This window comes from Bacteroides sp. OF03-11BH (assembly GCF_003604005.1).
GTDB lineage: Bacteria > Bacteroidota > Bacteroidia > Bacteroidales > Bacteroidaceae > Bacteroides > Bacteroides ovatus.
Genome location: NZ_QTMW01000004.1, coordinates 24,473 through 49,056, shown reverse-complemented (window position 1 = coordinate 49,056; position 24,584 = coordinate 24,473). Strand labels below are relative to the sequence as shown.

The following is a 24,584-nucleotide window of genomic DNA, read 5'->3' as shown; positions in this document are numbered from 1 at the left end:
TTTTATGCAACGGTTATCGAAGGATCCAGATAGACATCCTGAATGGTGTTCAGAAGCGAGACCCCGTCTTTCATCGTCTTCTGGAAGGCTTTTCTCCCACAGATAAGTCCCATACCTCCGGCACGTTTGTTCACCACTGCGGTTACGACGGCATCATGCAGGTCAGATGTCCCATGGGACTCGCCCCCCGAATTGATCAGGCCAACCCTTCCCATATACCCGTTGGCCACCTGGTAGCGGCAGAGGTCTATCGGATGGTCGGAGACCAGTTCCGTATACATACGCCCGTCGGTCTTACCGAATCCGATGGCTTTAAAACCTCCATTGTTGGACGGCAGCTTCTGCTTCACGATATCAGCCTTGATGGTGACCCCGATATGGTTGGCCTGCCCTGTCAGATCTGCTGCCGCATGATAGTCAATCCCGTCTTTCTTAAAACTGCTGTTTCTCAGATAACACCACAATACCGTGGCCATCCCCAACTCATGGGCATATTCAAACGCCTGTGAGACCTCCACAATCTGGCGGCGGCTTTGTTCCGAACCGAAATAGATAGTTGCCCCCACGGCAACGGCACCCATGTTCCATGCCTCCTTCACTGTACCGAACATGACCTGGTCATAACTGTTCGGATAAGTCAGCAGCTCGTTATGGTTCAACTTCACGATGAAAGGAATCTTATGGGCGTACTTACGTGCCACAGCTCCCAGAACTCCGAATGTGGATGCCACGGCGTTGCATCCTCCCTCGATAGCGAGTTTCACAATGTTCCCGGGATCGAAGTAAAGAGGATTGGGTGCAAAGGATGCTCCGGCAGAATGTTCTATCCCCTGATCCACCGGCAGGATGGAGACATACCCGGTATTGGCCAGACGCCCGTGCCCGTACAGGGCTTGCAGGCTCTCCAAGGTGCGTATATTCCTGTCGGAATCCACCCATGCCTTGTCTATCATATTCGGCTCGGGGATATGGATGAGTTTCTTGTCTATTGTCTTGCATACATGGTCCAGGTAGTATCCTGCCTGCGTTCCCAACAAATCAATAATCGTGCTCATGTCAGTCGTTTTTTTATTCCAAATCAGGACTGGCGTTCCCCCAGTTTTGCATCCATGAAAAGGATGCCGCTCTCTCCGGCTTTCTTCATCAGGTTTACGATGTTCAGGAAATTCGCCTCTTCCTCCACCTGCTCCCTGACAAATCCCCAAAGAAAATCACGGGTGGCATTGTCTTTCTCCTCGGAAGCCAGATGTACCAGTTCGTCAATCAATCTGGAAACATGTCTCTCGTGTTCCAAGGCATGTTCAAAGACTTCGGTGGGACTGCCCCAACCCTGTGGAACCACATCGACCTTGTCCACTTTTGCCTCCGCCTCACGTTTGGCCATATATTCGGCGATGGCACATGCGTGTCCTGTCTCTTCCGCCGATTGCTTGCGCATCCAGCGGGCCATGCCGGAAAAACCTTCCTTTTCCAGATAGAAGGACATTGAAAGATACAGGTTGGCGGACCATAATTCCGCAGTAATCTGCCCGTTCAGGGCCTTTTGTAAATTCTCGGTCATAATGAATCTAATTTTTAATGTTGGTACTATTTTTTATTTTTCATATTCAGGGGCAAGCGTGTGCTTGTCTCAAAATATCTGTCAGGACAGGTTGCATCCCGTTTATGAAACATTCCACGGCGATGACCATCAGAATAAGCCCCATCAGTCTCATCATCACATTATTTCCGGTTTCTCCAAGAATTTTCAAAAGCCGCGTTGACACGCAAAGGATAATGAAAGAGAGGAGACAGACTAGGGCGATCACGCAAACCAGTGCAATTTTGAAAATATGCTCAGGGGCATCTTCCATCAGTGTTATGCCGCTTGAAATTACACCCGGACCGCACAGCATCGGAACGGCAAGAGGCGTGACGGTGATGTTCCTGGAATATTCTTTTTTCTCGTTCTCGTTCAGTTTCACATGGGTGAAGTGTGCCTGCAGCATGTCATATCCGATTTTAAAGATGATGATACCTCCCGCAATCCGGAAACCATTGGTCGAGATCCCGAAAAAATGGAACAGGAACCTGCCGCACAAGGTGAAAAGTACTAGTATGACGAACGTGAGGGCGCAGGATTTTAAGGCGATGCTCCGGCGTTCTCCGGCACTCATGCCCTCGGTCATCTGCAGGAAAACCGGCATCACTCCGAGGGGGTCCATCAATGTGAACAACGAAGTGAAACACAACATTGAGTATGCGAATATATCCATAGGATGATACTTGTTTTATTTTTAGACCATTATTTTCTCTGTGAACAATAAACTCCGGTCAGGTTACACGATTTGACACATCATATGAAGCAGGGCAGCCTGCGTTCATATTCCATGGCCAGGATACGCAACAATTCCATAAACGCCGTACTTACATATATCCGTTTTGTGTACAGCCCCTTGATGAAAGAATGGATGGATGAATCCGTATTCTGGCATAGTACGTGAAGTTCGGATATCTGACGGGATATATATTGTTCATGTTCAAGCAGGGTGTTCAAGGCAGCCAGCGGTGTCGGCCATTGCCGGATGTCGCGCCTGATTTCATGGATGGTTACAGCACCTCCTTCATGATAGATGCGGTTCATCATCTGATAGACCTTGCCCATATTGTCCTGTGCCTGTGCACTTAGCCATGAGGCCAATATCGGAAGTTGCTGCCCCTCAAAATAGACCTGCAATGACAGGTACAGGTTAGTTGACCAGATTTCTGTATTGATCAATGTGTTCATCGCATATTCAATTCGTTTATCCATGGCTGTTCTGATATTTGAAATTAGACAAAATAAATCGTAATTCATATCCTGCAATAATCATGAATTTATGTGATAGCATCTGTAAATCGGACTCTTATGGAGTTGTAAAATGAATTTTAATGCTTGCGAGACAAATAGTCATAAAAATGTATAATTATCATGCCTTTTTGTCACAAGATCCCTACAACATTCTCAACAAGATATCCAGTTCTTTCTCTATCATGTTGATCTTGTCGTATATGTAATCCAGCGTATTATGATAGTGCAGGCAGGCCCTGCATTCCTGCAATTCCCTTGACAGGGAGAGTATTTGTTGCCAAAGTTCCTCTTCTGTATGTCCAGGGGGATTATTGAATGCCATAAATGGATTCAGAGAAACTGTTTGGCATGTAATTTGTGTAATAATAGCCGCAAGTCCCGAAAAGGGGCAGGAATGGAAACAAAAAGGCAGAGAATTCCACTAAAGACAGTAACAGACAGAGGAATGAAAACGGAAGGCAGGACCTGTCCGGTTTTGAAACAAATTGCTTTCATAATGCGATTATATGACAACTCTGTTCCCTGAAGTTGTGTTTATATAAAGTTAAGCGTGGGAACTTTGGTATTACCGTTCAGAAGTATCCCCATACTCAACAACATATAATACACAAAGCCCCACGCCTATATATGCTAACAAGATATAATAGTGCATAGGGACACCTGATGTATTATCCAATTGTTGTCTTGAAATTGGGGATTTCCTGAACATGGATAATGCCTAACGCTTACTGTTATTAATCTTTTTTGGTAAAAGACAAGGCAAAAATACTAAAAGAATTGATTCGCGTCAATAAAAATCCAACTTTTTTATTATTTTACTCTCTGCGCCACTGAATTTCATCGCTCTCCGCTCTCCAAATCCCGTGCCCTTCAGCGATAAGTAATCCTGAGTTCATCAATTGCCTCATAAAAGAGCTTTTGTACATCCTAAAATCCGCAACCTGTAATATTTTTGATATCTGGGGTTGCAGATACCTCTCTAAAACGACTCGTTTTCGTAAAGAACCCTAATGGTGCAGTCGCAAGAGACAAAATCCCCTTACCCCATGATGCGACTTGAGGCAATACGCAAAAGGCCACGAAGATTTGAGGCTACCCAAAATCAAATTTGAAGGCCATCATGTATGCATCATTGCTTGTGTATATGTTCAGTATGTGCTGTCTTGCAGTCTTAATCCATTTTGCAGGGACAGAAACATACTTGAATACAAAAGTTTTGATTCTGCTTGTGCGTTTAAGTCCAAAGCTCTTCATGTTTGCGTCAGATATGAGGTGTCTGTAAAAGTTTCGTATTAAAGCGGTCAGAAGCAGGAACACCGTGTTTTCCGCCATGAACGATTTTGGCAGCCGTTTCCAGCCAAAGCCGTTGTTCATGTCGTCCAATACACGCTCAGCACCGCCACGCTTGTTGTAATACTCCACGATGTCACGGTCTGTCGAAGTATAGTCATTTGTCAGTATGCATCTGTATGTATATTCCCCTTCCCACAGGTCGAGTTCCTTGTTGATGCTTCTTTGCCGCTGTATGACAAGGCGGTACGCTTTGCCGACCCATTTCTCTGCAATGATGGAGCATATCTCAAACTCGTGACCGTTTATGTATTCGGTCTTCCATCCGCGCAAGGCAAAGATATCGTCATACAACGATACACACCTGTTTGCGCGGATATAAAAATGCCGACTGTGCTTCTCCACCATTTCCACCATAGCCTCAGAGCATGAGCCACAATCCATCCTCGCACGGTTTATATGTATTCTGGCATTCTCCAAACGCTCAAAAATACGTTTTAGAGTGTCTTCCTGATGGAAACGGACATTGGTATTGCCGTCGCGGTTCTCTATCCCGACGATGACATCGCCGACCGTTGCTATTCCTGGACTGTAACCGGTAAACTTCTTGTAGGTTATTTTTGCGTCAAATTTCTCCGTCTCAATGAACTGGTGGTCAAAATCAAAGTCATATTCATTGTCTGGCAGCAACTGTCCAGTTGCCAGCAATGCATTGACAAGCAGATTGTTAAGGTCGGAAGCCACGTTGAAGTCGTAGCTTTTGCCCGAATCAGACCTGTAGGTCAGATTCGGTGTGGTCAATTCACGAATGGCCCTAAGTATTGTGTCTGCGCTGCATGTACGGAGGGGTGGATGCAAGCAAAGTGCTTCCATAAGGTGTGAGGTCACGTCTTCGACACATGACCCTCCACAGAAATATACGCACATCAGAGAACGTATTATCTCGCTATATTGATAGCCATACACTTTGCTACGCAAACCTAAAGTAGAGTCTATTGTACAAGACAACATCCTGTCGAATTTCTCCATAATTGGAAATATACCACCAAAAGATGTGAGTTTCTCGGATTTTATTTGTACTTTTACCATGCTTGATGAGGTTTTGTTTGACTATTTTTGCAACACTAAGTTAAGTGAATCCTTTGACATGACAAAATCCTGAGCCGCTCGGCTTTGCCGCTTGGCTTGTCCAAGAACTTTTTGTTGTTCAGGATATTATAAAAGTTAAAATTTATAGTGTTGCGGAATTAAGGTAATAACAATACTATGAAATCGTTATTCATATTACAACTTGTATGTTGCGTCATTACAGCCATGCTAGCATTGCAATTAGCCATGGCAAGTTTGCAGGTGAGATGGAAGGTGTGGCGCTACGAAATATCAAGATGGATTCTCGTTGCATCCATGCTATTCTTCTCCGTCCACTACCTCTTACAGATGATTCATGGACTCCGTGCACAAGGTACCGATGTGGGCGCAGCATTCAACATATTGTTCTATACTCCAGTGGCATTTGCCATCACTCTCTCCATAATCAACATAGAGAGCACAGGCAACAAAGTGCGACGGTATTGTTTACGTGGTATGATGGCATACATACTCATCGCCATAGTTTTCGTCATTGGCATGTTCAAAAGTCAAAGTTTACACATTGGCAATATGCTCTATGTGATGCTCGGTCTTTTTGTGGCTAGCATGGCATATTTTATTCTTATCATTCGCAAAGAAACAAAAGCCCGAAAGCAGAAGCTCATGGAGAATTTCGGAATCGACTTGATTCCATACGTGCGCTATTCGCAAGCCAGCATCATTTTGCTATACTTTGCTGCTGGACTCCTTCCTGTAGCAATCCTCTTCAATACCTTATTATATATAATAGGTCCCTTGATATTACTCTCTGTCATCTTTTTCGTCCACACTTTCATTGCTATGGGCTATTACATCACACCCAAAGAAGTCATTCCTGAGGAAAATGACGCAGAAGCAAAAGTCACGGAAGCAGAAGACATGAAAGACGGCAAGAACACTCATGGCACAAATATCTTGACAGCTAATAGAAAGATGGAAATAGAATTAGCCCTCAAGAAATGGTGTGAAGAGGGATTTTATAAGGACTATGAAGTTAACATCTATTCGCTAGCTACCAAGTTGGGATACAAGAAAAACGAACTGACAGAATACTTCAATCAGTCAGAATACACCAATTTTAGAACCTGGCTTAGCGACATTCGTTTTAATGAGGCTGTTCGCATGATGAAAGCCAACCCCGAATATAGCATTGACGCTATTTCCACAGAGTGCGGTTTCTCATCCCACACATGGATTTATCGTATATTCAAACAAAAAACGGGCATGTCACCTAGCCAATGGCGCAAACAGTTTGCCTCCATCTAAATGCGTATTTTTGTAATTTCGCATTAAATAGCATTTAAAAGAGGTGTGTCAGCGTTTTGACACAACCTCTACTTAAAAGATTTAATTTACAATAGTATTGCGGAATTAAGGTACATGAAACCGATAACCTGTCATAGTGGCATTGGGAAAAGCCGTTCAGACGATCCGCATCATGGTCGGCAAAAGATCTAAAGTGACCTCTTTGGCTGTCTTGCGCTTGGAGACATGAATCATTTCAAGCACCTTTATGACGTCTTCAGACTTCGTGCCACGTATCATGGTCACAAGTGTACCTCTGCCACCACGTCCCGCACGATTAGTGACAACAGTATATAATTCTCCGCAGCTTAAAGAAGTCTCGTCAATACAAAGGCTAGGGACCTGAGGTTGTGCCCGCATTCTGACACATTTACATTTGTAGTATTAAATATCCCAATAAAAATATAAGTGTATATTGTAATGGGATCTTAATAGAGGATTAAAAAATAAATACTTAATGGGCTGTTTCTTATGAATTCTACTGAAATCTTATAATAATTGCTCAAAAAATCACATTCTTTGTATACGTAATATCCTAATTTTGGAACGCAAATTAAAAGAATATTAATAAACTAAATTATCTGATTTATATGACAAAATTAAGATGTATGCTTTGTTGCCTGATGATCTGTACTATTACTATTGATGCTAGGACTGTTAATGATATATATAAAAGAATATCTGCACAAGTCTCCTTGAAGGTTCCCGGTAATCAATCACGAAACTATTCCCTTGCTTTTCAAGGAGCCGTTGATGATAAGGGAATCTATCTGTTAGAGTCTGAAGAAAAAATACCATTAATCATTACAGAGAGAATAGAACGTGACAATGTTAAATGTGTAATGGTAGTAAGTATTACGGCATTGGAAGACGTGTACTTTAATTATCAACAACAGTTGAAAACAGGCTTCCGACATAATGACTGTATGTTTTATCTACCAGGATTCTGGTATAGTCGCAATTTACGTTCTCCTAAAGGTGCTCCTTCATTTCATATATCAGAGAGTTGGCTGGTACGTGAGGATCGTCTGAGCTCACCCCTTACCGGTATCTTCAATCAGAAAGATGGACGTTATATGACTGTGGCACGCAAGGACGATTTTCAATGGGATGCCCTTGCTACCCACCAAACAGGCGAAATCATCCTCTCGGGCAAAACGTCCCTAGGGTTCACCGGCTTTGAGAGCCATGACGGAACATCAACACTATCTTTTGGATTTCCTTACCGAGAAGCTCCTAAAACCTATATTCGTAAGTTGACGCTGGCTCCGGAGGTTACATCTTTCCAATATCTAAAAAAAGGAGAAACAGTACTCCTGACCTGGGAATTTATCGAGGGGCAGGCTACAGACTACTCAGATTTTATTTGCCATACTTGGGAATATTGTTATGATACATACCGTCCCCAACCTGTGAAAATACCTTTTTCTCCAGAAGAGATAAAAGGAGTGCTGAGCAATTATTTTGTGGAAAGTTTTGTTGGGGACAAAGCTCTTGCCTATTACTCCAGCCCTGAAATGAAAGTGGCAGCCTGTGCCAACATGAATGTAGCAGAGATAGGTTTTGTCGGTCGCGTACTTCTAAACGCTTTCAATGCATGGGAGTTTGGCAATGAGAATGGACGTGATGACCTTGCAGCTAGCAGTAAAAAGATATTTGATAGTTACTTAGAAAATGGCTTTACGGAAACCGGTTATTTGCGTGAATGGGTAAATCTGGAAAATGATAGTGATGTGAAAGAAGAACGCCCAGTGCATAGCATACGTCGTCAGTCGGAAGGAATTTATGCCATGTTTCATTATCTGAATTATGAACAGAAGTATAAACGTCACCATCCTGATTGGGAACAACGCTTAAAGAAAATGCTCGATATGTTCTTGCAACTGCAAAATCCAGATGGAAGTTTTCCACGTAAATTCCATGATGACTTTACAGTTGTTGACGGAAGTGGAGGAAGTACTCCATCCGCTACATTACCTCTGGTTATGGGATATAAATATTTTAAGGACAAACGCTATCTGTCCGCTGCCCGGCGTACTGCGGAATATCTGGAAAAAGAGCTTATATCAAAGGCTGACTATTTCTCCTCTACGCTGGATGCAAACTGTGAGGATAAGGAAGCTTCCCTCTATACCGCTACGGCAACTTACTATTTATCATTGATAACAAATGGTACGGAACATAACCACTATGCCTCTCTGACACGAAAAGCGGCTTATTTTGCCTTGTCCTGGTATTACGTCTGGGACGTTCCGTTTGCTCCCGGGCAGATGTTGGGTGATATCGGTCTGAAAACTCGCGGCTGGGGAAATGTCTCGGTGGAGAATAATCATATTGATGTATTTATTTTTGAATTTGCCGATGTGCTCCGTTGGCTTTCCAAAGAGTATAATGAACCTCGTTTCTCTGATTTTGCTGAAGTCATTTCTACTTCCATGTGCCAGTTACTTCCTTATAAAGGACATATGTGTGGAGTGATAAAAGTTGGTTATTATCCGGAAGTGATCCAGCACACCAACTGGGATTATGGAAGGAATGGAAAAGGATATTATAATGACATGTTTGCTCCCGGTTGGACGGTAGCATCCCTTTGGGAATTGCTGACACCGGGACGTACTGAGAATATACTGTTGAAATAGCTCTGATATCCACTTTTCAGGATATTCTTATATCCTGTTGTATGTTAATTAATGAAACTAACAATTAAGACAATGCAGAGACTACGTATTTTAGTTATATTAATACTTCTTTCTTTGATGCCTCTTTATTCCCTTGCCGTTCTGAATGAAGGACAATATGCATTCCGTTCACTTGATATCAATAATGGATTATCCCAGAATACGGTCCATGCCATCCTTCAGGATAAACAAGGATTTATGTGGTTTGGGACGAAGGATGGTCTTGACCGGTATGATGGTATCTCTTTTCGGACTTTCATGAAAGAATCCGGAACCTTGGGCAATAATTTCATCACTTCTTTGTATGAAGACAATCTTGGGCAAATATGGATTGGGACAGACGTAGGCCTATATGTCTATTGCCCACAAATGGAAAAGGTCAGGCATTTTACTCTGATAAGTAATTCAAACATAGATATAGACTGTACGGTCAATCTGATAACTGGGGACCAGAAAGGAGGTATCTGGGTTGTAACTCAGACGCGGGGAATCTTCTATTACAATCCCCAGGATAGCCAGTTGGTTAATTATCAGTCGGACGGGTCCGGTACTCTGAACCTTAAAACTTCCGGCCAACTCTATTTTGATTCGGACGATGTCTGCTGGTTGGACATACGTGATGGAAATCTGTATTATTCAAAAGACAAGCTTAAAACTTTAACTCCGATTTTTCCAGAAGATTCAAAAGTGTCTTTCAGAGATGAATACATCTATAAATTGCTCCCCGGACCCTATAATTGCATGTATGTGGGAACTGTATTCGGACTGAAAGAAGTGAACCTAACTAATAAGACTATCCGTACCCTTCTTTCCAAGGATGAATTGGGAGGTGATATTTATATCAGGGAACTTGCATTTTATTCAGATGACGAATTATGGATAGGAACCGAATCGGGACTTTATATCTATAATCTGCACACGGCAAAAATCATCCACTTGCAGAACGTCAACGGTGATCCCTATTCAATCTCTGACAATGCCATCTATTCGATTCTCAAAGACCGTGAAGGCGGAATGTGGATAGGGACTTATTTTGGGGGTGTGAATTATTACCCCCGGCAATATACCTACTTTGATAAAGTCTATCCCCAGAAAGAATCAAACAAAATGGGAAAAAGGGTGCGGGAGTTTTGTGCCGCCCATGACGGCACACTCTGGATAGGTACAGAAGATAAGGGGCTTTTCCATTATTATCCTAGTACTGGAAAAATCGAACCGTTCATTCATCCGGATATTTATCATAATGTTCACGGATTGTATTTGGACGGAGATTATCTGTGGGTTGGGAATTTTGCAAAAGGATTGAAGCGTATTGATTTGAGGACATACGCTGTAAAGCACTATGATAATATTGCAAGTGATATCTTTTCTATCTGCCGGATAACTGCGGGCGATCTGTATCTTGGAACAACAATAGGATTGTTTCGGTACAACCCAGATACGGAACGTTTTAAACGCGTCCCCGAACTTGGGTGGACGTTTGTTTATTATATAAAGGAGGATAAGCAGGGGAATTTATGGCTGGCAACTTATGCCGATGGCGTCTATAAAAAGAATGTCCGTACAGGTGGTTGGGAACATTTCGTACATGAGGAAGCAGACTCGTCCACCCTTCCATCCAATAAGGTGCTGAGTATTTTTGAAGACAGTCAAAATCAGCTATGGTTTACCACACAAGGAGGTGGCTTCTGCCGCTTTGTGCCTTCCGCCAACACCTTTGTCCGTTATGACGGTATCGGTCTGCCAAGCAACGTCATTTATCGGATTGAAGAAGATGAAAAGGGATTGTTCTGGGTTTCAACCAATAAAGGGCTGGTGCATTTTAACCCGAAGAATTCCAGTTTTAAAGTGTATACAGTTGCTAATGGGTTGCTGAGTAACCAGTTTAATTACCAGTCCAGCTATAAGGATAAGAATGGACGGATTTATTTTGGCTGTATTAACGGTTTCATCTCCTTTGCCCCCTCCTCCTTTATTGATAATGATTTTTTACCCTCTGTTTTGATTACCGATTTTATGCTCTTTAATAAAAAGGTGGTAGTCGGAGAAAAAGGCTCTCCATTGAAACAAAGTATCACTTTGTCAAACCATATCGAACTTCAGTCAAATCAGAATTCGTTCTCCTTCAGGATAGCTGCGATAAGTTATCAGTCACCGAGCATGAATACACTGCTATATAGACTGGAAGGGTATGATTCCGAATGGCATACAGCGGGTAAGGGCCCTATTACGTATTCCAATTTACCTTATGGGACATACATGTTACGCGTGAAAGGTGCGAATAGTGATGGTGTATGGAATCCAGATGTACGCACATTGGGGATCAGGATATTGCCCCCGTTTTATTTATCCGTATGGGCATACCTGATTTATATCCTATTGATACTCGGTACATTTTTCGCCCTCTTCTTTTATTTAAGGAAGCGTACTATTGAAAAGCAGCGTAAAGAGATGGAGAAGTTCGAACAGGAAAAGGAGCAGGAACTCTACACCACTAAGATAGATTTCTTTACAAATGTGGCACACGAAATCCGTACTCCTTTAACACTGATAAAGTGCCCATTGGAGAATGTACTTGCTGATAGGGAACTCTCCGAAAATGTAAGGATGGAATTGGAAATTATGGATCAGAACGTGGAGAGGTTACTGAACCTGATAAACCAATTACTTGATTTCCGTAAAGCGGAAAATAAAGGTTTTAAATTGAATCCGAAAGAATATAATATCGGTACTATCGTCCACTCTGTTTATAAGTATTTCACCACTTTGGCAAAGCAAAGGGGAATTAAACTTGAAGTAGAAGTTCCAGAGGAAGAATTGTTGGCTTCTGTTGACAAAGAGGCTTTGACCAAAATTCTCAGTAATCTGTTTGCTAATGCATTGAAATATGCCCGGACATACGTTTATCTCCATTTGTCTGTTGATGAGAAGAATGAGGTGTTCACTATCTCTATGAGTAATGATGGGAATATAGTCCCTATCGAAATGCGTGAAAATATTTTTAAAGCCTTTGTCCAATACCGGGACGGGAAAGATATTGTCTCGGGCACAGGCATCGGATTAGCTATGGCTCGTTACTTGGCAGAGTTGCATCAAGGTATGCTGGTGATGGACCGGGAGCTAGATTGTAACCGTTTCATTCTTTCCATTCCAATATTACACCAGACACTTCCGGATGATTCGGAAGAACAACATAAGAAACCTGGGTATGATGATGAAGATCGTGAAGTTTCTGATAAAGATAAAAGAGAGGTTGCTTCCATATTGGTTGTAGAAGATAATAAGGATATGCTTGCTTTTGTGTTCAGGCAATTGTCTTCATTGTATCATGTACTGATTGCGGAAAATGGGGTCGAGGCGTTGGACGTTCTTGAACAGAAATCTGTGGATCTGATAATAAGTGACATTATGATGCCTCTGATGGACGGGGTTGAATTATGCAAGCATCTGAAACAAAATCTGGACTATAGTCATATTCCTGTAATATTATTGACAGCTAAAACTAATCTGGAATCAAGAATCGAAGGACTTGAAGAAGGGGCGGATGCGTATATTGAAAAGCCGTTTTCTATGGAGTATCTTCGTGCCAATGTAGCAAATCTGTTGAGTAATCGGGAAAGATTACGCCGTCACTTTATTGAATTTCCTTTTATCAAAGCAGATGCAATGGCGCAGACAAAGGCCGATGAGATGTTTATTAGCAAGTTAAATGAGTATGTATTACGCCATCTTGATAATACGGACCTGCAAATTGATGATATAGCGGATGCAATGAATATGGGACGTTCCAACTTTTACCGGAAATTGAAAGGAATCCTAAATATGAGTCCGAACGAATATCTCCGCCTTTTCCGTTTGAAGCAGGCAGCTTCCATACTGAAAGAAGGAACCTATGGAGTGGTGGAAGTCTCTTACATGGTAGGGTTCAGTACCCCCTCCTATTTTTCAAGCTGTTTTAAAAAACAGTTCGGAGTACTGCCTAAAGATTTCATATCGCACTAGTAATATGTATTTTGCTTTAAATTTTATAATATCAGGTCATTTTCTGATATTTTATCCGAGTTGTTCCGGGTAATTTTGCAAATATATTAACAACTAAATTTGATGTATGACAAGGTATTTACTTTTTTTTGCCAGCCAGCCTTCGGGCGGAAGAGAGAGTTGTTTTCCTATCGTATATATAAACGATTCTTAGTTTGAGAATTTGTACTGTAATTTATATAAAGTCAAAGAAATAATTATAAAATAAATTGCACACACAATGAATAATAGAAAAGAAAATGAACAGAGTTGTATAGTAATGAATAAAAAAGAGGGTACATCGTGCATTACGACACACCTCCCTGTATTTCAGAGAAAAATCTACACTACTAATCAAAAAATCTATTGATATATGAACTGTAAAGTAAAACAAGGATGCCTTACCAGCGAAAGCTGTTGCATCCTGTTATGGTTAGCCTTCACATTATTTCCCGTTTCCGTTGTAACGGCGGCAGATAATAGAAAGATCGACGAGAGCCAGCAAAAAGAAGTAAAAGCAGAAATGAAAGGATATGTGGGAGACGAAAACGGAGAGCCTGTTATTGGAGCTACCGTATTGGAAAGTGGAACGCAGAACGGGGTTATAACAGATGTGGACGGTATATTCACTATACAGTTGGCAAAGAACGCATCATTGACCATTTCATATGTTGGGTACCAGAAGAAAACGGTAGTGGTAAAAGATAAGAAGTTCATTTCCGTTAATTTGACTCCGGACAGGAGTATGATGCTGGATGAAGTGGTCGTGGTCGGTTTTGGCAAACAAAAGAAAGAATCCCTCGTGGGAGCTGTGCAGGCAGTGAAGCCGGAAGACCTGAAGATGACATCCAGTAATCTTAGTACTTCATTTGCCGGGAACGTTCCAGGTATCATCGCCGTACAAACACAGGGTGAACCAGGCTCTGATGAGGCGAAATTCTATATACGTGGTATATCAACTTTTGGTTCGAATACCTCACCGCTGATCATACTTGACGGTGTGGAAATCAACGCTACGATGATGAACAATATTCCTCCAGAATCTATCGCGTCGTTTTCTGTGCTGAAAGATGCTACGGCAACGTCCCTATACGGCTCACGGGGGGCTAACGGAGTTATCATCGTTACTACCAAGCAAGGACAGCTTTCCGAGAAAATGTCTGTAGATATCCGCTTTGATAATACTTTCTCCATGCCTACCTATGTGCAGAAAATGGCAGATGGCCCGACTTACATGGATATGTATAATGAAGCCGTTTATAATCAGGCTATTGCCAATAACCAAGAGTATGAGCCTTTCTATAGCCGGGATAAGATAGATAAAACACGTGCCAATGCAAATCCCTACCTGTTCCCAAACAATGACTGGTACAGTATGTTGTTCAAAGACTTCGCCGTTAATCAGAATTTGAATATCTCCATCAAGGGCGGAAGCAAAAATGTGGATTACTTCCTGAATGCTGGAATCTTCTATGAAAATGGTATCATCCGGCAACCCAAGGAAGATAAGCTTGATGTGGGTATGCGCAACAAGAAATACCTGTTTCAGAGTAATGTGACAGCCCGTGTTACCTCTACGACGAAAGTGGGGCTAAATATGAATACGCAGTTGTTCTACCACCATGCCCCCAAAACAAGTACCCGGAATTTGTTCGCCTATTCCATGCATGGGAATCCCGTACGTTTTCCTGCTACACTTCCTGCTGAACCAGGGGATACATACATCCGCTACGGTAGCAATGATCCGTGGGATGTGGGAAAATCAGAGCCGAATCCTTACGCCAAATTGAGTGAAGGTTATACGGAACGAAATTATGTCTATATGACGACCGCTTTCAATCTCGAACAGGACTTGAAGTTTGTCACACCAGGGTTAAAACTCACCGGACTGGCATCTTTCTATAATTACAGTTTTAACTGGCTGGATCATTGGATTGTACCTTTCTACTATAAAGTATCTGATGACTATACGATGGATGATCAGGGAAACTACCTTTATAAGACTTCGACTATCGGTGAGCCGGGAGAACCTTATCTGAAGAGCAATTCCGGGCGTGATCCGACAGAGAGTGTCTGGTCTTTACAGGGAGCGCTGGACTACTCACGCCAGTTTGGTGGACATGATGTGGGAGCTACCCTTGTTTACCACATGAAAGAAACCAAGAAAGTGAAGGACGGCGGAGCTGAAAAAGATCTTCTTCCTTACCGTGAGCAAGGGATGGCCGGACGTCTGACCTACAGTTTTGGTCAGCGTTACCTGCTTGAGGCTACCTTTGGTTATAATGGCTCGGAGAATTTCAGAAGCGGGCATCGTTTCGGATTCTTCCCTGCGATTGCCCTAGGATGGACTATTTCTAATGAAAAGTTTTTCCAACCGTTAAAAAAAACAGTTTCCACTCTGAAAATCCGAGCTACTTATGGATTGACCGGAAATGATGCGCTTGCCACTCGCTTTCCCTATGTAACAGAAGTCAGTATGAATAATAATTTGGATTGGTGGACTGGTAGCGGTACCCGCGTGAATGGGCCGCTTGTAAATATTTATGGTAATGCGAACGCTACATGGGAGAAATCGAAAAAGCTGAATTTAGGTGTCGATATGACCCTTCTTGAATCTATGGATATAACCATTGATTATTTCAAGGAAGACCGTAGTGGAATTTTTATGCAACGTTCGTCCGTCCCTTCAACAATGGGAGTGACAGGTATGCTGCCTTATGCCAACATTGGCTCGGTAAAGAATAAGGGTGTGGATATGAGTGTAGCATACAGCAAAGTAATTGGCAAAGATTGGGTGCTCCGCCTGAACGGTAGTCTGACCTATGCACATAATGAGATTACGGAGATAGACGAACCGGTGAATGTAGAACCCTATTCTTCAAGAATCGGACACCCGATAAACAGTATTATGGGATATGTGTCTGACGGATTGTTTACTTCTCAGGAGGAAATAGACAGATCTCCCAAACAGTCGTTCGGAAATTATACGGTGGGAGATATTAAATATAAAGATCTGAATGGTGATAACGTGGTGAATGGTTATGACAGGACGATTATCGGCAATCCTGAAATTCCGGAGATTATCTATGGTTTTGGAGGAACGTTGAAGTATAAAAAGTGGGATTTGTCTCTGTTTTTCCAGGGAGTGGCCAAAGTCAGTTTAATGATGAGCGATATTCATCCGTTCAGCGAAGCGGGCCATAAAGGATATAACATTGCACAGTATATCGTTGATGACCACTGGTCGGAAAGCAATAATGTAGCCGGTGCCGCCTATCCCCGATTATCACCCGAATTTATCACGAACAATGCGCAAACCAGCACTTATTACCTACGTAACGCAGCTTTCCTGCGCCTGAAGAATGCCGAACTGGGCTATTCCTTCTTCCCGTGGCTGCGTGTGTATGCAGCAGGTACTAATTTGCTGACATTCTCTCCGTTCAGTACCTGGGATCCTGAAATGGGAAGTGGGAATGGTTTGAAATATCCGCTACAGCGCACGGCCAAGATCGGGATTCAGTTTCATTATTAATTAAGAACAGAATAAGTTATGAAAAATATATATACAAAGTTATGCCTGTCGGCAATCGGCTGTTTAATGATGGCATCATGTGATTTTCTTGATGTGGTTCCGCAAGGTACTGCTACCGTGGATGATATCTACCGGACACAATATCAGGCTGAAGGAATGGTACTGTCTTGCTACGCGAATATCCCTAACTATTTCCATCCCCAACAATTTCCTGATTTTACCGGAGGAAACGAAATCATAACGAGCAAAGGAGGAACAACGCGCTGGTTTCATTTCCGCAGTCTGGTTTATGGGGAAGAATCCCCAACAACGACTTATTACTCATTATGGAGCAATACAGCAAAATCTTATCCGCAGGGTGCTGTGAAGAAAGCAGTATGGGAAAGTATCCGCAATTGCTATAATGTGCTTAATAATCTGGATAGGGTATCGGACATTACCCCCGAAAACCTGAGCTGGTGGAAAGGTGAAGCGCTGTTTTTGATCGGGTATTATCATCAGATCATGCTGGAGTACTATGGACCGATAGTTATTATTGACAAGGAAATACCAATGGAAAGTTCTCCGGCCGAGATGATGACCTCCCGTTCTCCTTATGATACATGTGTCGATTTCATTGCCAATAAATATTCGGAAGCAGCTAGATTACTTCCTGGCGTATGGGATTCAAGTAAGAGAAACAGGGCTACCTCTTCTGCTGCCTTGGCTTTCAAGGCTCGGCTGTTGCTTTATGCCGCCTCGCCGTTAGTCAATGGGAATAGTGAGTTTTATTCCGACTTTAAAAACCCCGACGGCACTTTTCTGATTAACCAGACTTATGACCGGGAAAAGTGGAAGAGAGCGATGGATGCTGCCAAAGAGGCCATAGACCTTTGCGAAGAGAACGGTTACAAACTTTATGGAAATTCGACCAATGACTTGGAGCAAGGGAAGAAAAACTATCATGAAGCCTTTGTCGGTGATGGGATCAGTGGTAGCGGATTTAACTGGAATGAAGTCCTGTTTGGCTTTGCTGAACAGGGAACTATTTCCTACTGTATCAAGAATATGGCTCCTCGTGTTGAATTTACAAGTTATTCGACCAAAGGTTTTAGAGGGTCCTTATTCCCGACGTGGGATTGTGTGAGTAGGTATTATACCAAGAACGGTCTACCTTGGGCAGATGACCCCGAGACTAAGAAGCTTGATCCGTATTCCATTGCACCAGGTGATAGTACGGTACGTTTTCACAGGAATCGTGATCCGCGCTTTTATGCCTCTATTGGCTTTGATCGTGGAAATTATGACGTGCAGGGAAAGACAATAGTGCTCAAATGCAGACGTGGTGAAATGCAGCAGAATAATGGCAATGCCAAGGATGAGTATCAAACGGACAACGGTTATTATTGTCAGAAATGGGTGTCTAAATATGATACCTATAATAGGACTACCGATCAAATAACCTACAACCGTTGGTGCTTTCCTTATATGCGTCTGGCCGAACTCTATCTGAGTTATGCAGAAGCGGATTTCGAATATAGCGGCACACTGAGTACTGCCAGTCTGTCCTATTTGAATAAAGTACGTGAACGTTGCGGATTACCTACCTTTGCAGATTCATGGGCAAAAGCCGGTGGTATTCCTTCAGGAGAGAAGTTGCGCGAAATATTACATGATGAACGCTCCATTGAATTGGCTATGGAAGGCAGACGTTTCCATGATATGCGCCGTTGGAAAATTGCCCATACTGAAATGATGCGTTATCAGAAATCCTGGACATTATCCGGAAAAACCGCTGATAGTTTTTATAAACTTACGGACATGAAAGAAACCGGCGTTCGTAATTTTACCGCTCCCAAGAACTATTGGCTTGCTATTCCACAAGATCAGATAGAAGTAAATCCCAATCTAGTGCAGAATCCGGGATACTAGAGAATCAGCTCTTATATAACTAACAATTAGAGGAAAGGACAAAATGAAAAAGGTAATGTGTTTATTGGCAATTATGTTTATGATTGCCAATACTTCGGCACAAACACGGGTGATTGCCCATCGTGGTTTCTGGAAAACCCAAGGATCAGCACAGAATAGCATTACATCTTTGTTGAAAGCGGATTCTATAGGATGTTATGGTTCGGAGTTTGATGTCTGGCTGACAAAAGATAATGGTTTGGTGGTTAGCCATGATGGGATTATTCAAGGGCATAAGGTTGAAGAGTCCACTCTGAAGGAATTAACCGGGTTATGGTTAGCGAATGGAGAATGCGTACCCTCCTTAAAAGAGCTTCTGGAAACAGCTAAGCGGAAAACATCTTTGAAGCTGGTGCTGGAGTTGAAAGCTCATAGTAAACCCGAACGGGAGATAAAAGCTGTTGAAGAGATCGTTTCGATGATAAAGAAGATGGGACTCGAACCCCGGATGATATATATCACCTTTTCGTCTCACGCATTAAAGGAACTGATCCGTCAGGCTCCCACAAGCACTCCTGTATATTATCTGAAAGGGGACTTATCTCCACAACAACTGAAAGAATTGGGTAGTGCCGGACCGGATTATCACTTCTCTGAATTTTACCGTTATACCGATTGGATTGAAAGTTGCCATGCCTTGGGGCTAAAAGTGAATGTATGGACGGTTAATAAAAAAGAGGACATGCAATACTTTTGGGATAAAGTCGACTTTATCACTACAGATGAGCCGTTGGGACTGTTGAAAGATATAATGAAGGTCAAATAGATATATTTTCTGAGATAATGTATAGTCCAACTGATTACCTTTAATAATCTGTTGATTATTTATGTTTTTGGAAAATGAGTTTCAAGTTTTCAAACGACTGTTCATGTTGATACAGTTGAATGCTGATTGAAAACAAAACAATAGCGGAAACAATGAATGTCAATCTTGTATAAGAAGGCAAACGTCCAAATTTATAGTTCAGCTCCATTAATCGAACTGAATAGGGGTATTTATTAAATAATATAAAATTAGCCAACTAATTCATAGCCAAATTATTGCGAATTAGTTGGCCTTTTTGTATCTTTAGGTATTCCGTGCGACAAGAAGTCGTACAAGTAATTGTTCAGCACTGTGCCTGAACCTATTGTTCTGTCAATAGTAGTCTAAAGAGGCGTGCTTTACCAGTCATGGTTTAGTGCGAAGCCCTCTTGACAATGCAGTCCTTTACAGAAATATCCAATGTATAGGCTGTTAGGCTGACTGATATGAGTAACATATGTGAATCGCTACACCATCGTAATAAAGAAATAGCTTACGGATATTTATAAGCTATAGCCAAAAGGTGGGTAGTCAGGATAGTCTTTTGGGAATGTAAGGCTACACGGACATCATACTGGCGGTGGAGGGGCGGGCTCTAAGTCGGGCGTCAGTTACTTGTACGGAACTTGGTAAACCCGTATTTCTCCTGTCTATGTCAGGCAGGTAAGCCAATTGCAAGAAAAGCCGAATGTGGTGCGGGTAAAGGATTGCGGAGAAAGTGAATGATTCTGTGTAATGCGGAGGATAGAGGTTTAAACATCACCCCATGCGAAATCAGGCAGACTTCCGCAGGGTAATTCTTTGTGAAACGATTGTAGAACTTTAATAAAATGAAGAAACTGCAAATGAGCAAGGCAAAAGCCGAGTGTGCATCTTTAACCGTACGAAACACGACATGAAAAGATATCGATTCTTCCAAATATGAGCGTAAAGTGAGAAAACTGCAGGTCCGAATAGCAAAGGCCCACAAAGAAAAGAGGTACAACAAGGTAAAGGCCTTACGGTACCTACTTGCCACTTCCTACGAAGCCAAGGCATTGGCGATAAGGAAAGTAACTTCCAATAAAGGTAAACGTACGGCAGGGGTTGACCATATGAAGTGGGACACTGATGCCAAGAAAATAGAAGCTATATGTTTATTGAAAAGGAGAGGATATAAGGCCTTCCCGCTGAGGAAGGTCAACATAGCCAAAGCAAATGGCAAGACAAGATCTTTGGGAATACCAACCATGAAGGACAGAGCCGTGCAGGATATATCTTATGGCTTTAGAACTTATAACTGAAAGTGAAGCGGATGCGAACTCATATGGGTTCAGAAAGTTTAGAAGTACTGCGGATGCAATAGACGCACTTCATAGATGGTTGAGTAGAGACTGTTTACCACAATGGATACTGGAAGGTGACATTAAGGGTTGTTTTGATCATATTAATCATGAATAGCTTCTCAACAATGTGTAGATTGACAGGCTGGTATTAAGGAGATGGCTGAAAAGCGGAGTAGTATTTAATTGCAAAGTATCAATAGATACGCTACACTTTTTCTTTTCGTTGGCAAATCTTAATCCGTATCTTCGTTGCATGAAAGAAGATATACGGATGCGCCAAAAATGGCTTGAGCTATACGTCGAAACGGGTTCTGTGACAAAAACTGCCCTTCGGTGCGGGATTACCCGTTCCACGTTATACCGTTGGATAAATTGCGAGAAAGAACAAGGCAAGTCGGAATTGTCCGATAAGTCTAAACGTTCATCAAGACTTGCCAATATGAAGATAACACCTGAAATTGAAACCATTATCCTTAATCTGTGCGTGAGACAAGAAGATGGGGAGCGCAACGGATTGCCAACTATCTGCTTAGGAAGAGAATAAAGCTCTCAGGCATGACGGTGTGGCGTGTGTTGAAAAGCATCAGGTCAAAGCTGTTGTGAAACGTTGCGAGAAATTTATTTCTTCTTCCAGCCGATTTTTTCCATCGGCAACATCCGGATAACCATATACCCCCGCCGTTGTTCATAGCGGCAGGAAAAACATGCCTGACGGCGATACGTGACGCACGGCACTCAAACCCTCTATTCCAACGTGAAACTGACCGCAGAGAGGGATGCCGCCACGGGCGACCTCGTGTGGAAGTCCAAGGACAACACGACACTTGTGGGGGGATTGTCGGATGAGCACTACTACCTCTACTATCCCTACTAAACGGATATGAGCGGAAAGACTGCCACTCCCACAGGCTCAGCCTTGACCGACACGGAATTCTTCGCCCCGTTGGTTTCCGCTTGGCAGCCTCAGGACGACCAAAGTACTCATGCGGCATATACCGCCTCCGACTTGATGACTGCCGAAGGCTCCGCAACGACAGGGGAAGACAACACCCTCCACCTCTCTTTCACCATGAACCATCGTATGGCATTGGCCGTCATCGAGATGCCGAATACCGTTAAATACAAGTTTACCGACGAGAGGATTCCTGATTACGCCGTGTCACCCGCCACTACATTCTCTGGCATTGCCCAGCCGCTGCGCGTGAACGATGGTACATACCGCTACTTGGTGAATCACGCGACTCCCGCACCGACTATCGAAGGACATTATGACGAGGGAAGCAAGGAGTTCACCATAACCCCGTCCGGCCTTTCTACCGGCAGTTACAAGAGATACAAGGTGGACGGCGCGGTGACAACTGTAAAGGACTACACGATGCAACGGGGAGATTACCTGCTCGCCGACGGCAACCTGCTGCCTAAGGGTACTACCCTGACCGAGGAGCAGAAGGCAAGCGTGGCGGCCATCGTCTTCTGGACACCGGCAGAGACCAATCCTGAAGGACGGATCACGCCGGCGTCTCTGGATTTCGACAAGATTATGGTGAAAGAACATCCCAATTGCACCCATGGCCTTGCCGTGTCGATTAAAGATGCTCCGGGCAACGTCTCGTGGCAAAACGTTAACGACTGGGTGGCGGATTTTCAAAGAGGAACAGATTTCAATCCTGTCGATAAGGATGAGTACGTAAACATTGCCACTGGTTTCGATGCGACCGGCAACATAAACAGGATACTCGGTTACCAGAACACGAAAGTGCTGTGGGCGTATAACGGATATTGCAAGACAAACGGCAAAACCGATGCCTTGGTCAATCCTGCTGAGGTCCTGAAAACATTTATCGCAAATAATCCAGCCCCGGCAAACAGCACCGGATGGTTCTTGCCGTCGGTAAAGGAACTGCACATGCTATGTTATAAGGATGTCGATAATATTGCGTACACACGGGACAACACAGAGACGAGGGATATAGTCGAAGTCTCCATCTCCGCCGTTGGCGGTGACGCATTGTCACCGCGCAATAACCATAAACGTTTCTGGTCTTCTTCGGAGAGCCCCAGTAATAAGAATGGCGCTTTTAGCGTGTATTTCTACAATGCCTTCGCACAGCTCAGCGAAAAGGACGGCGCACTCAATGTGCGTGCCGTGTGCGCTTTCTAACCACATAAAACAAAGAAAAATAACGATGTGAAAGGAACAGGATATTCCGGACGATGGATGCGCATCAGCGGCTGGTAGCCGATGTTGATGCTCGCGGGCGGGCTACTCGTCTCTTGCGGCAAGATGGAAACGGGAGAATCTACTACACGTTTACCCGATGGCAAGTACCCATTGCGACTGACAGCGGAGGTGGCGCAACCGCACCCCCGTGCCGGCGGCAAGGAGATAGGAGTGATGCTGGATGGCATGCTCAGCCTCCAAAGGTACGTAATGGACGCCTCGGGCAATACTGTCCCAAAGGATGCTGAAAACACCATTTACCGGAAGAGCACTACCGAGACATGTGTCACGGCACGGACTCCGAATGCCGATATCGACCAAAGTGGCGGGTATGCCGGCTTCGGCCTTCTATACGTCACCGTAGTGGGAGGTTATGACCAAGCCGTCAGCCTCCGTTTCAACCACCGCATGGCAAAAGTAGAGTTCACGCTCATGGCGGGCGAAGGTGTCACGGAGGAAAAACGAATGAAATAGACGTGGTGCAGACGGTGCCGGGCAACACCTGGATTGATGGCGGCGAGGAGAATGTGGCGGTAGCCAAAACAATACACTACACTGCCGATGAAGTGAAGGCTGGGGACTACATCTATTCGGGCAGGAGCACTTCGGACGGCGGACTGCGCAAACGCTATCCCAATGGGAAAGCTCAGGTCATCGCAGACCCGAAGCCGCAATCCGTAGCGGGCAAGACGGTCGCCGGTGTCGTCTTCTGTATACCGAAAGACACTGACCCCACAGGCAGACTAACCCCAGCCCGACTTACTGATGATAAGATTATGATGAAAGATTTTCCGAATGCCGAAATTTGGAATTATATAGTCAACCCATCCCTCGTCGCTGCCGGCGGTCCGACGCCAATTTATACCACCTCTTACTGGTCGTCTACGGAGGCATATTATAGCCCTAACAATGCATATGCCATACACTTTCCAGATGCCACTCTGGAAAGTAATGATAAGTACTTATAAAGTTAGGTTTCTGGCCGTGTGCGCTTTTTAATCACATTAAAGAAAGAAACTGTAGCAAAGCATTCTACATTCGATTCCGGCGGCGGTGCTCCTATCGCTTGCCGCCTGTACGCAAGAAGAGCTCCCGGGCAACCAAGACAAGGCGCAGCAACTTACTTTCTCCGTTACCGATGGTGGATATACGTCGGCTGTTCGCAAAACCACCCGTACTGTGGAGAATGGCTGCCAAACCAAGTTTTCCGAAGGCGGGGCCTGCGGCCTATACGTGGTGCGGGGCACTCAAACAGTCTATTCCAACGTGAAACTGACAGCCGAGAGGGATGCCGACACGGGCGGTCTCGTATGGAAAACTGAAAGTCCGACACCGCTCACAGGCGGGCTGTTGGACGAACACTATTATTTCTACTATCCCTATCAGGCACGAGCCTCAATACTGGGGCAGGGCGGCTGTTCGCCTTCATCATTACGGTGAACGAGTTAACCGTGCCCGGCTTGTCGGTGCGGAGCGAAACATACACCATCTCCGACAATA

The 24,584-nt window shown here is 43.7% G+C and carries 20 protein-coding genes; 13 read left to right on the top strand and 7 right to left on the bottom strand.

Annotated elements, in window-relative coordinates:
* Positions 1 to 2: 2 nt before the first annotated feature.
* The 6 genes from DXA54_RS04040 to DXA54_RS04010 form a co-directional block, all read right to left on the bottom strand.
* Positions 3 to 1,055, bottom strand: coding sequence for a class I fructose-bisphosphate aldolase (locus DXA54_RS04040; RefSeq protein WP_004308117.1), 1,053 nt, complete (start codon positions 1,053 to 1,055; stop codon positions 3 to 5).
* Between the two features lie 23 nt (positions 1,056 to 1,078).
* A complete protein-coding gene (locus DXA54_RS04035) occupies positions 1,079 to 1,561 on the bottom strand; it encodes a ferritin (protein ID WP_004308118.1) in 483 nt (160 codons plus the stop codon).
* A gap of 46 nt (positions 1,562 to 1,607) precedes the next feature.
* Positions 1,608 to 2,255 (bottom strand): MarC family protein, encoded by a 648-nt coding sequence (locus DXA54_RS04030; RefSeq protein ID WP_004308119.1) that lies wholly within the window; start codon positions 2,253 to 2,255, stop codon positions 1,608 to 1,610.
* Between the two features lie 80 nt (positions 2,256 to 2,335).
* Complete coding sequence (locus DXA54_RS04025) at positions 2,336 to 2,791, bottom strand: ferritin-like domain-containing protein (protein ID WP_005680129.1); 456 nt, start codon at positions 2,789 to 2,791, stop codon at positions 2,336 to 2,338.
* A gap of 181 nt (positions 2,792 to 2,972) precedes the next feature.
* On the bottom strand, positions 2,973 to 3,152 hold the full coding sequence (locus DXA54_RS04020; protein WP_008771119.1) for a hypothetical protein: 180 nt from the start codon (positions 3,150 to 3,152) through the stop codon (positions 2,973 to 2,975).
* A gap of 770 nt (positions 3,153 to 3,922) precedes the next feature.
* The gene (locus DXA54_RS04010) at positions 3,923 to 5,209 is read right to left on the bottom strand and encodes an IS1380-like element ISBfi1 family transposase (protein ID WP_004312659.1); all 1,287 of its coding nucleotides are present in this window, start codon (positions 5,207 to 5,209) and stop codon (positions 3,923 to 3,925) included.
* Between the two features lie 177 nt (positions 5,210 to 5,386).
* Between DXA54_RS04010 and DXA54_RS04005 the strand changes: the two genes are divergently transcribed.
* Positions 5,387 to 6,514: an AraC family transcriptional regulator gene (locus DXA54_RS04005; protein WP_004312658.1), complete on the top strand. Its 1,128-nt coding sequence runs from the start codon at positions 5,387 to 5,389 to the stop codon at positions 6,512 to 6,514.
* A 156-nt stretch (positions 6,515 to 6,670) separates the two neighbouring features.
* Here DXA54_RS04005 and DXA54_RS04000 read toward each other — a convergent pair whose 3' ends face one another.
* The gene (locus tag DXA54_RS04000) at positions 6,671 to 6,913 is read right to left on the bottom strand and encodes a transposase (RefSeq protein WP_004318648.1); all 243 of its coding nucleotides are present in this window, start codon (positions 6,911 to 6,913) and stop codon (positions 6,671 to 6,673) included.
* Positions 6,914 to 7,143: 230 nt separating this feature from the next.
* Here DXA54_RS04000 and DXA54_RS03995 point away from each other — a divergent pair, with 230 nt between their 5' ends.
* The 12 genes from DXA54_RS03995 (at position 7,144) to DXA54_RS03935 (ending at position 24,524) form a co-directional block, all read left to right on the top strand.
* Positions 7,144 to 9,192: a hypothetical protein gene (locus DXA54_RS03995; protein ID WP_004318649.1), complete on the top strand. Its 2,049-nt coding sequence runs from the start codon at positions 7,144 to 7,146 to the stop codon at positions 9,190 to 9,192.
* Positions 9,193 to 9,264: 72 nt separating this feature from the next.
* The gene (locus DXA54_RS03990) at positions 9,265 to 13,233 is read left to right on the top strand and encodes a two-component regulator propeller domain-containing protein (RefSeq protein WP_004318650.1); all 3,969 of its coding nucleotides are present in this window, start codon (positions 9,265 to 9,267) and stop codon (positions 13,231 to 13,233) included.
* 391 nt (positions 13,234 to 13,624) lie between these two features.
* Complete coding sequence (locus DXA54_RS03985) at positions 13,625 to 16,783, top strand: SusC/RagA family TonB-linked outer membrane protein (protein WP_004318652.1); 3,159 nt, start codon at positions 13,625 to 13,627, stop codon at positions 16,781 to 16,783.
* A gap of 18 nt (positions 16,784 to 16,801) precedes the next feature.
* Entirely contained in the window at positions 16,802 to 18,694 is a 1,893-nt protein-coding gene (locus DXA54_RS03980) for a RagB/SusD family nutrient uptake outer membrane protein (protein WP_004318653.1), read from the top strand.
* A gap of 43 nt (positions 18,695 to 18,737) precedes the next feature.
* A complete protein-coding gene (locus tag DXA54_RS03975) occupies positions 18,738 to 19,499 on the top strand; it encodes a glycerophosphodiester phosphodiesterase family protein (protein ID WP_004308129.1) in 762 nt (253 codons plus the stop codon).
* 971 nt (positions 19,500 to 20,470) lie between these two features.
* Positions 20,471 to 20,821, top strand: coding sequence for a reverse transcriptase N-terminal domain-containing protein (locus DXA54_RS03965; RefSeq protein ID WP_004308130.1), 351 nt, complete (start codon positions 20,471 to 20,473; stop codon positions 20,819 to 20,821).
* A complete protein-coding gene (locus DXA54_RS03960) occupies positions 20,799 to 20,978 on the top strand; it encodes a reverse transcriptase domain-containing protein (protein WP_120079002.1) in 180 nt (59 codons plus the stop codon). Before DXA54_RS03965 ends, DXA54_RS03960 begins: the two co-directional genes overlap by 23 nt.
* 138 nt (positions 20,979 to 21,116) lie before the next feature.
* Entirely contained in the window at positions 21,117 to 21,407 is a 291-nt protein-coding gene (locus DXA54_RS03955) for a helix-turn-helix domain-containing protein (protein ID WP_008771115.1), read from the top strand.
* 336 nt (positions 21,408 to 21,743) lie between these two features.
* The gene (locus DXA54_RS03950; protein ID WP_004308132.1) at positions 21,744 to 23,024 is read left to right on the top strand and encodes a fimbrillin family protein; all 1,281 of its coding nucleotides are present in this window, start codon (positions 21,744 to 21,746) and stop codon (positions 23,022 to 23,024) included.
* Between the two features lie 189 nt (positions 23,025 to 23,213).
* Complete coding sequence (locus DXA54_RS03945) at positions 23,214 to 23,558, top strand: fimbrillin family protein (RefSeq protein WP_224262686.1); 345 nt, start codon at positions 23,214 to 23,216, stop codon at positions 23,556 to 23,558.
* A gap of 14 nt (positions 23,559 to 23,572) precedes the next feature.
* Positions 23,573 to 24,052: a DUF1566 domain-containing protein gene (locus DXA54_RS03940; RefSeq protein ID WP_224262685.1), complete on the top strand. Its 480-nt coding sequence runs from the start codon at positions 23,573 to 23,575 to the stop codon at positions 24,050 to 24,052.
* A gap of 85 nt (positions 24,053 to 24,137) precedes the next feature.
* Positions 24,138 to 24,524, top strand: coding sequence for a fimbrillin family protein (locus tag DXA54_RS03935; RefSeq protein WP_004312651.1), 387 nt, complete (start codon positions 24,138 to 24,140; stop codon positions 24,522 to 24,524).
* The last annotated feature ends 60 nt before the right edge of the window (positions 24,525 to 24,584 follow it).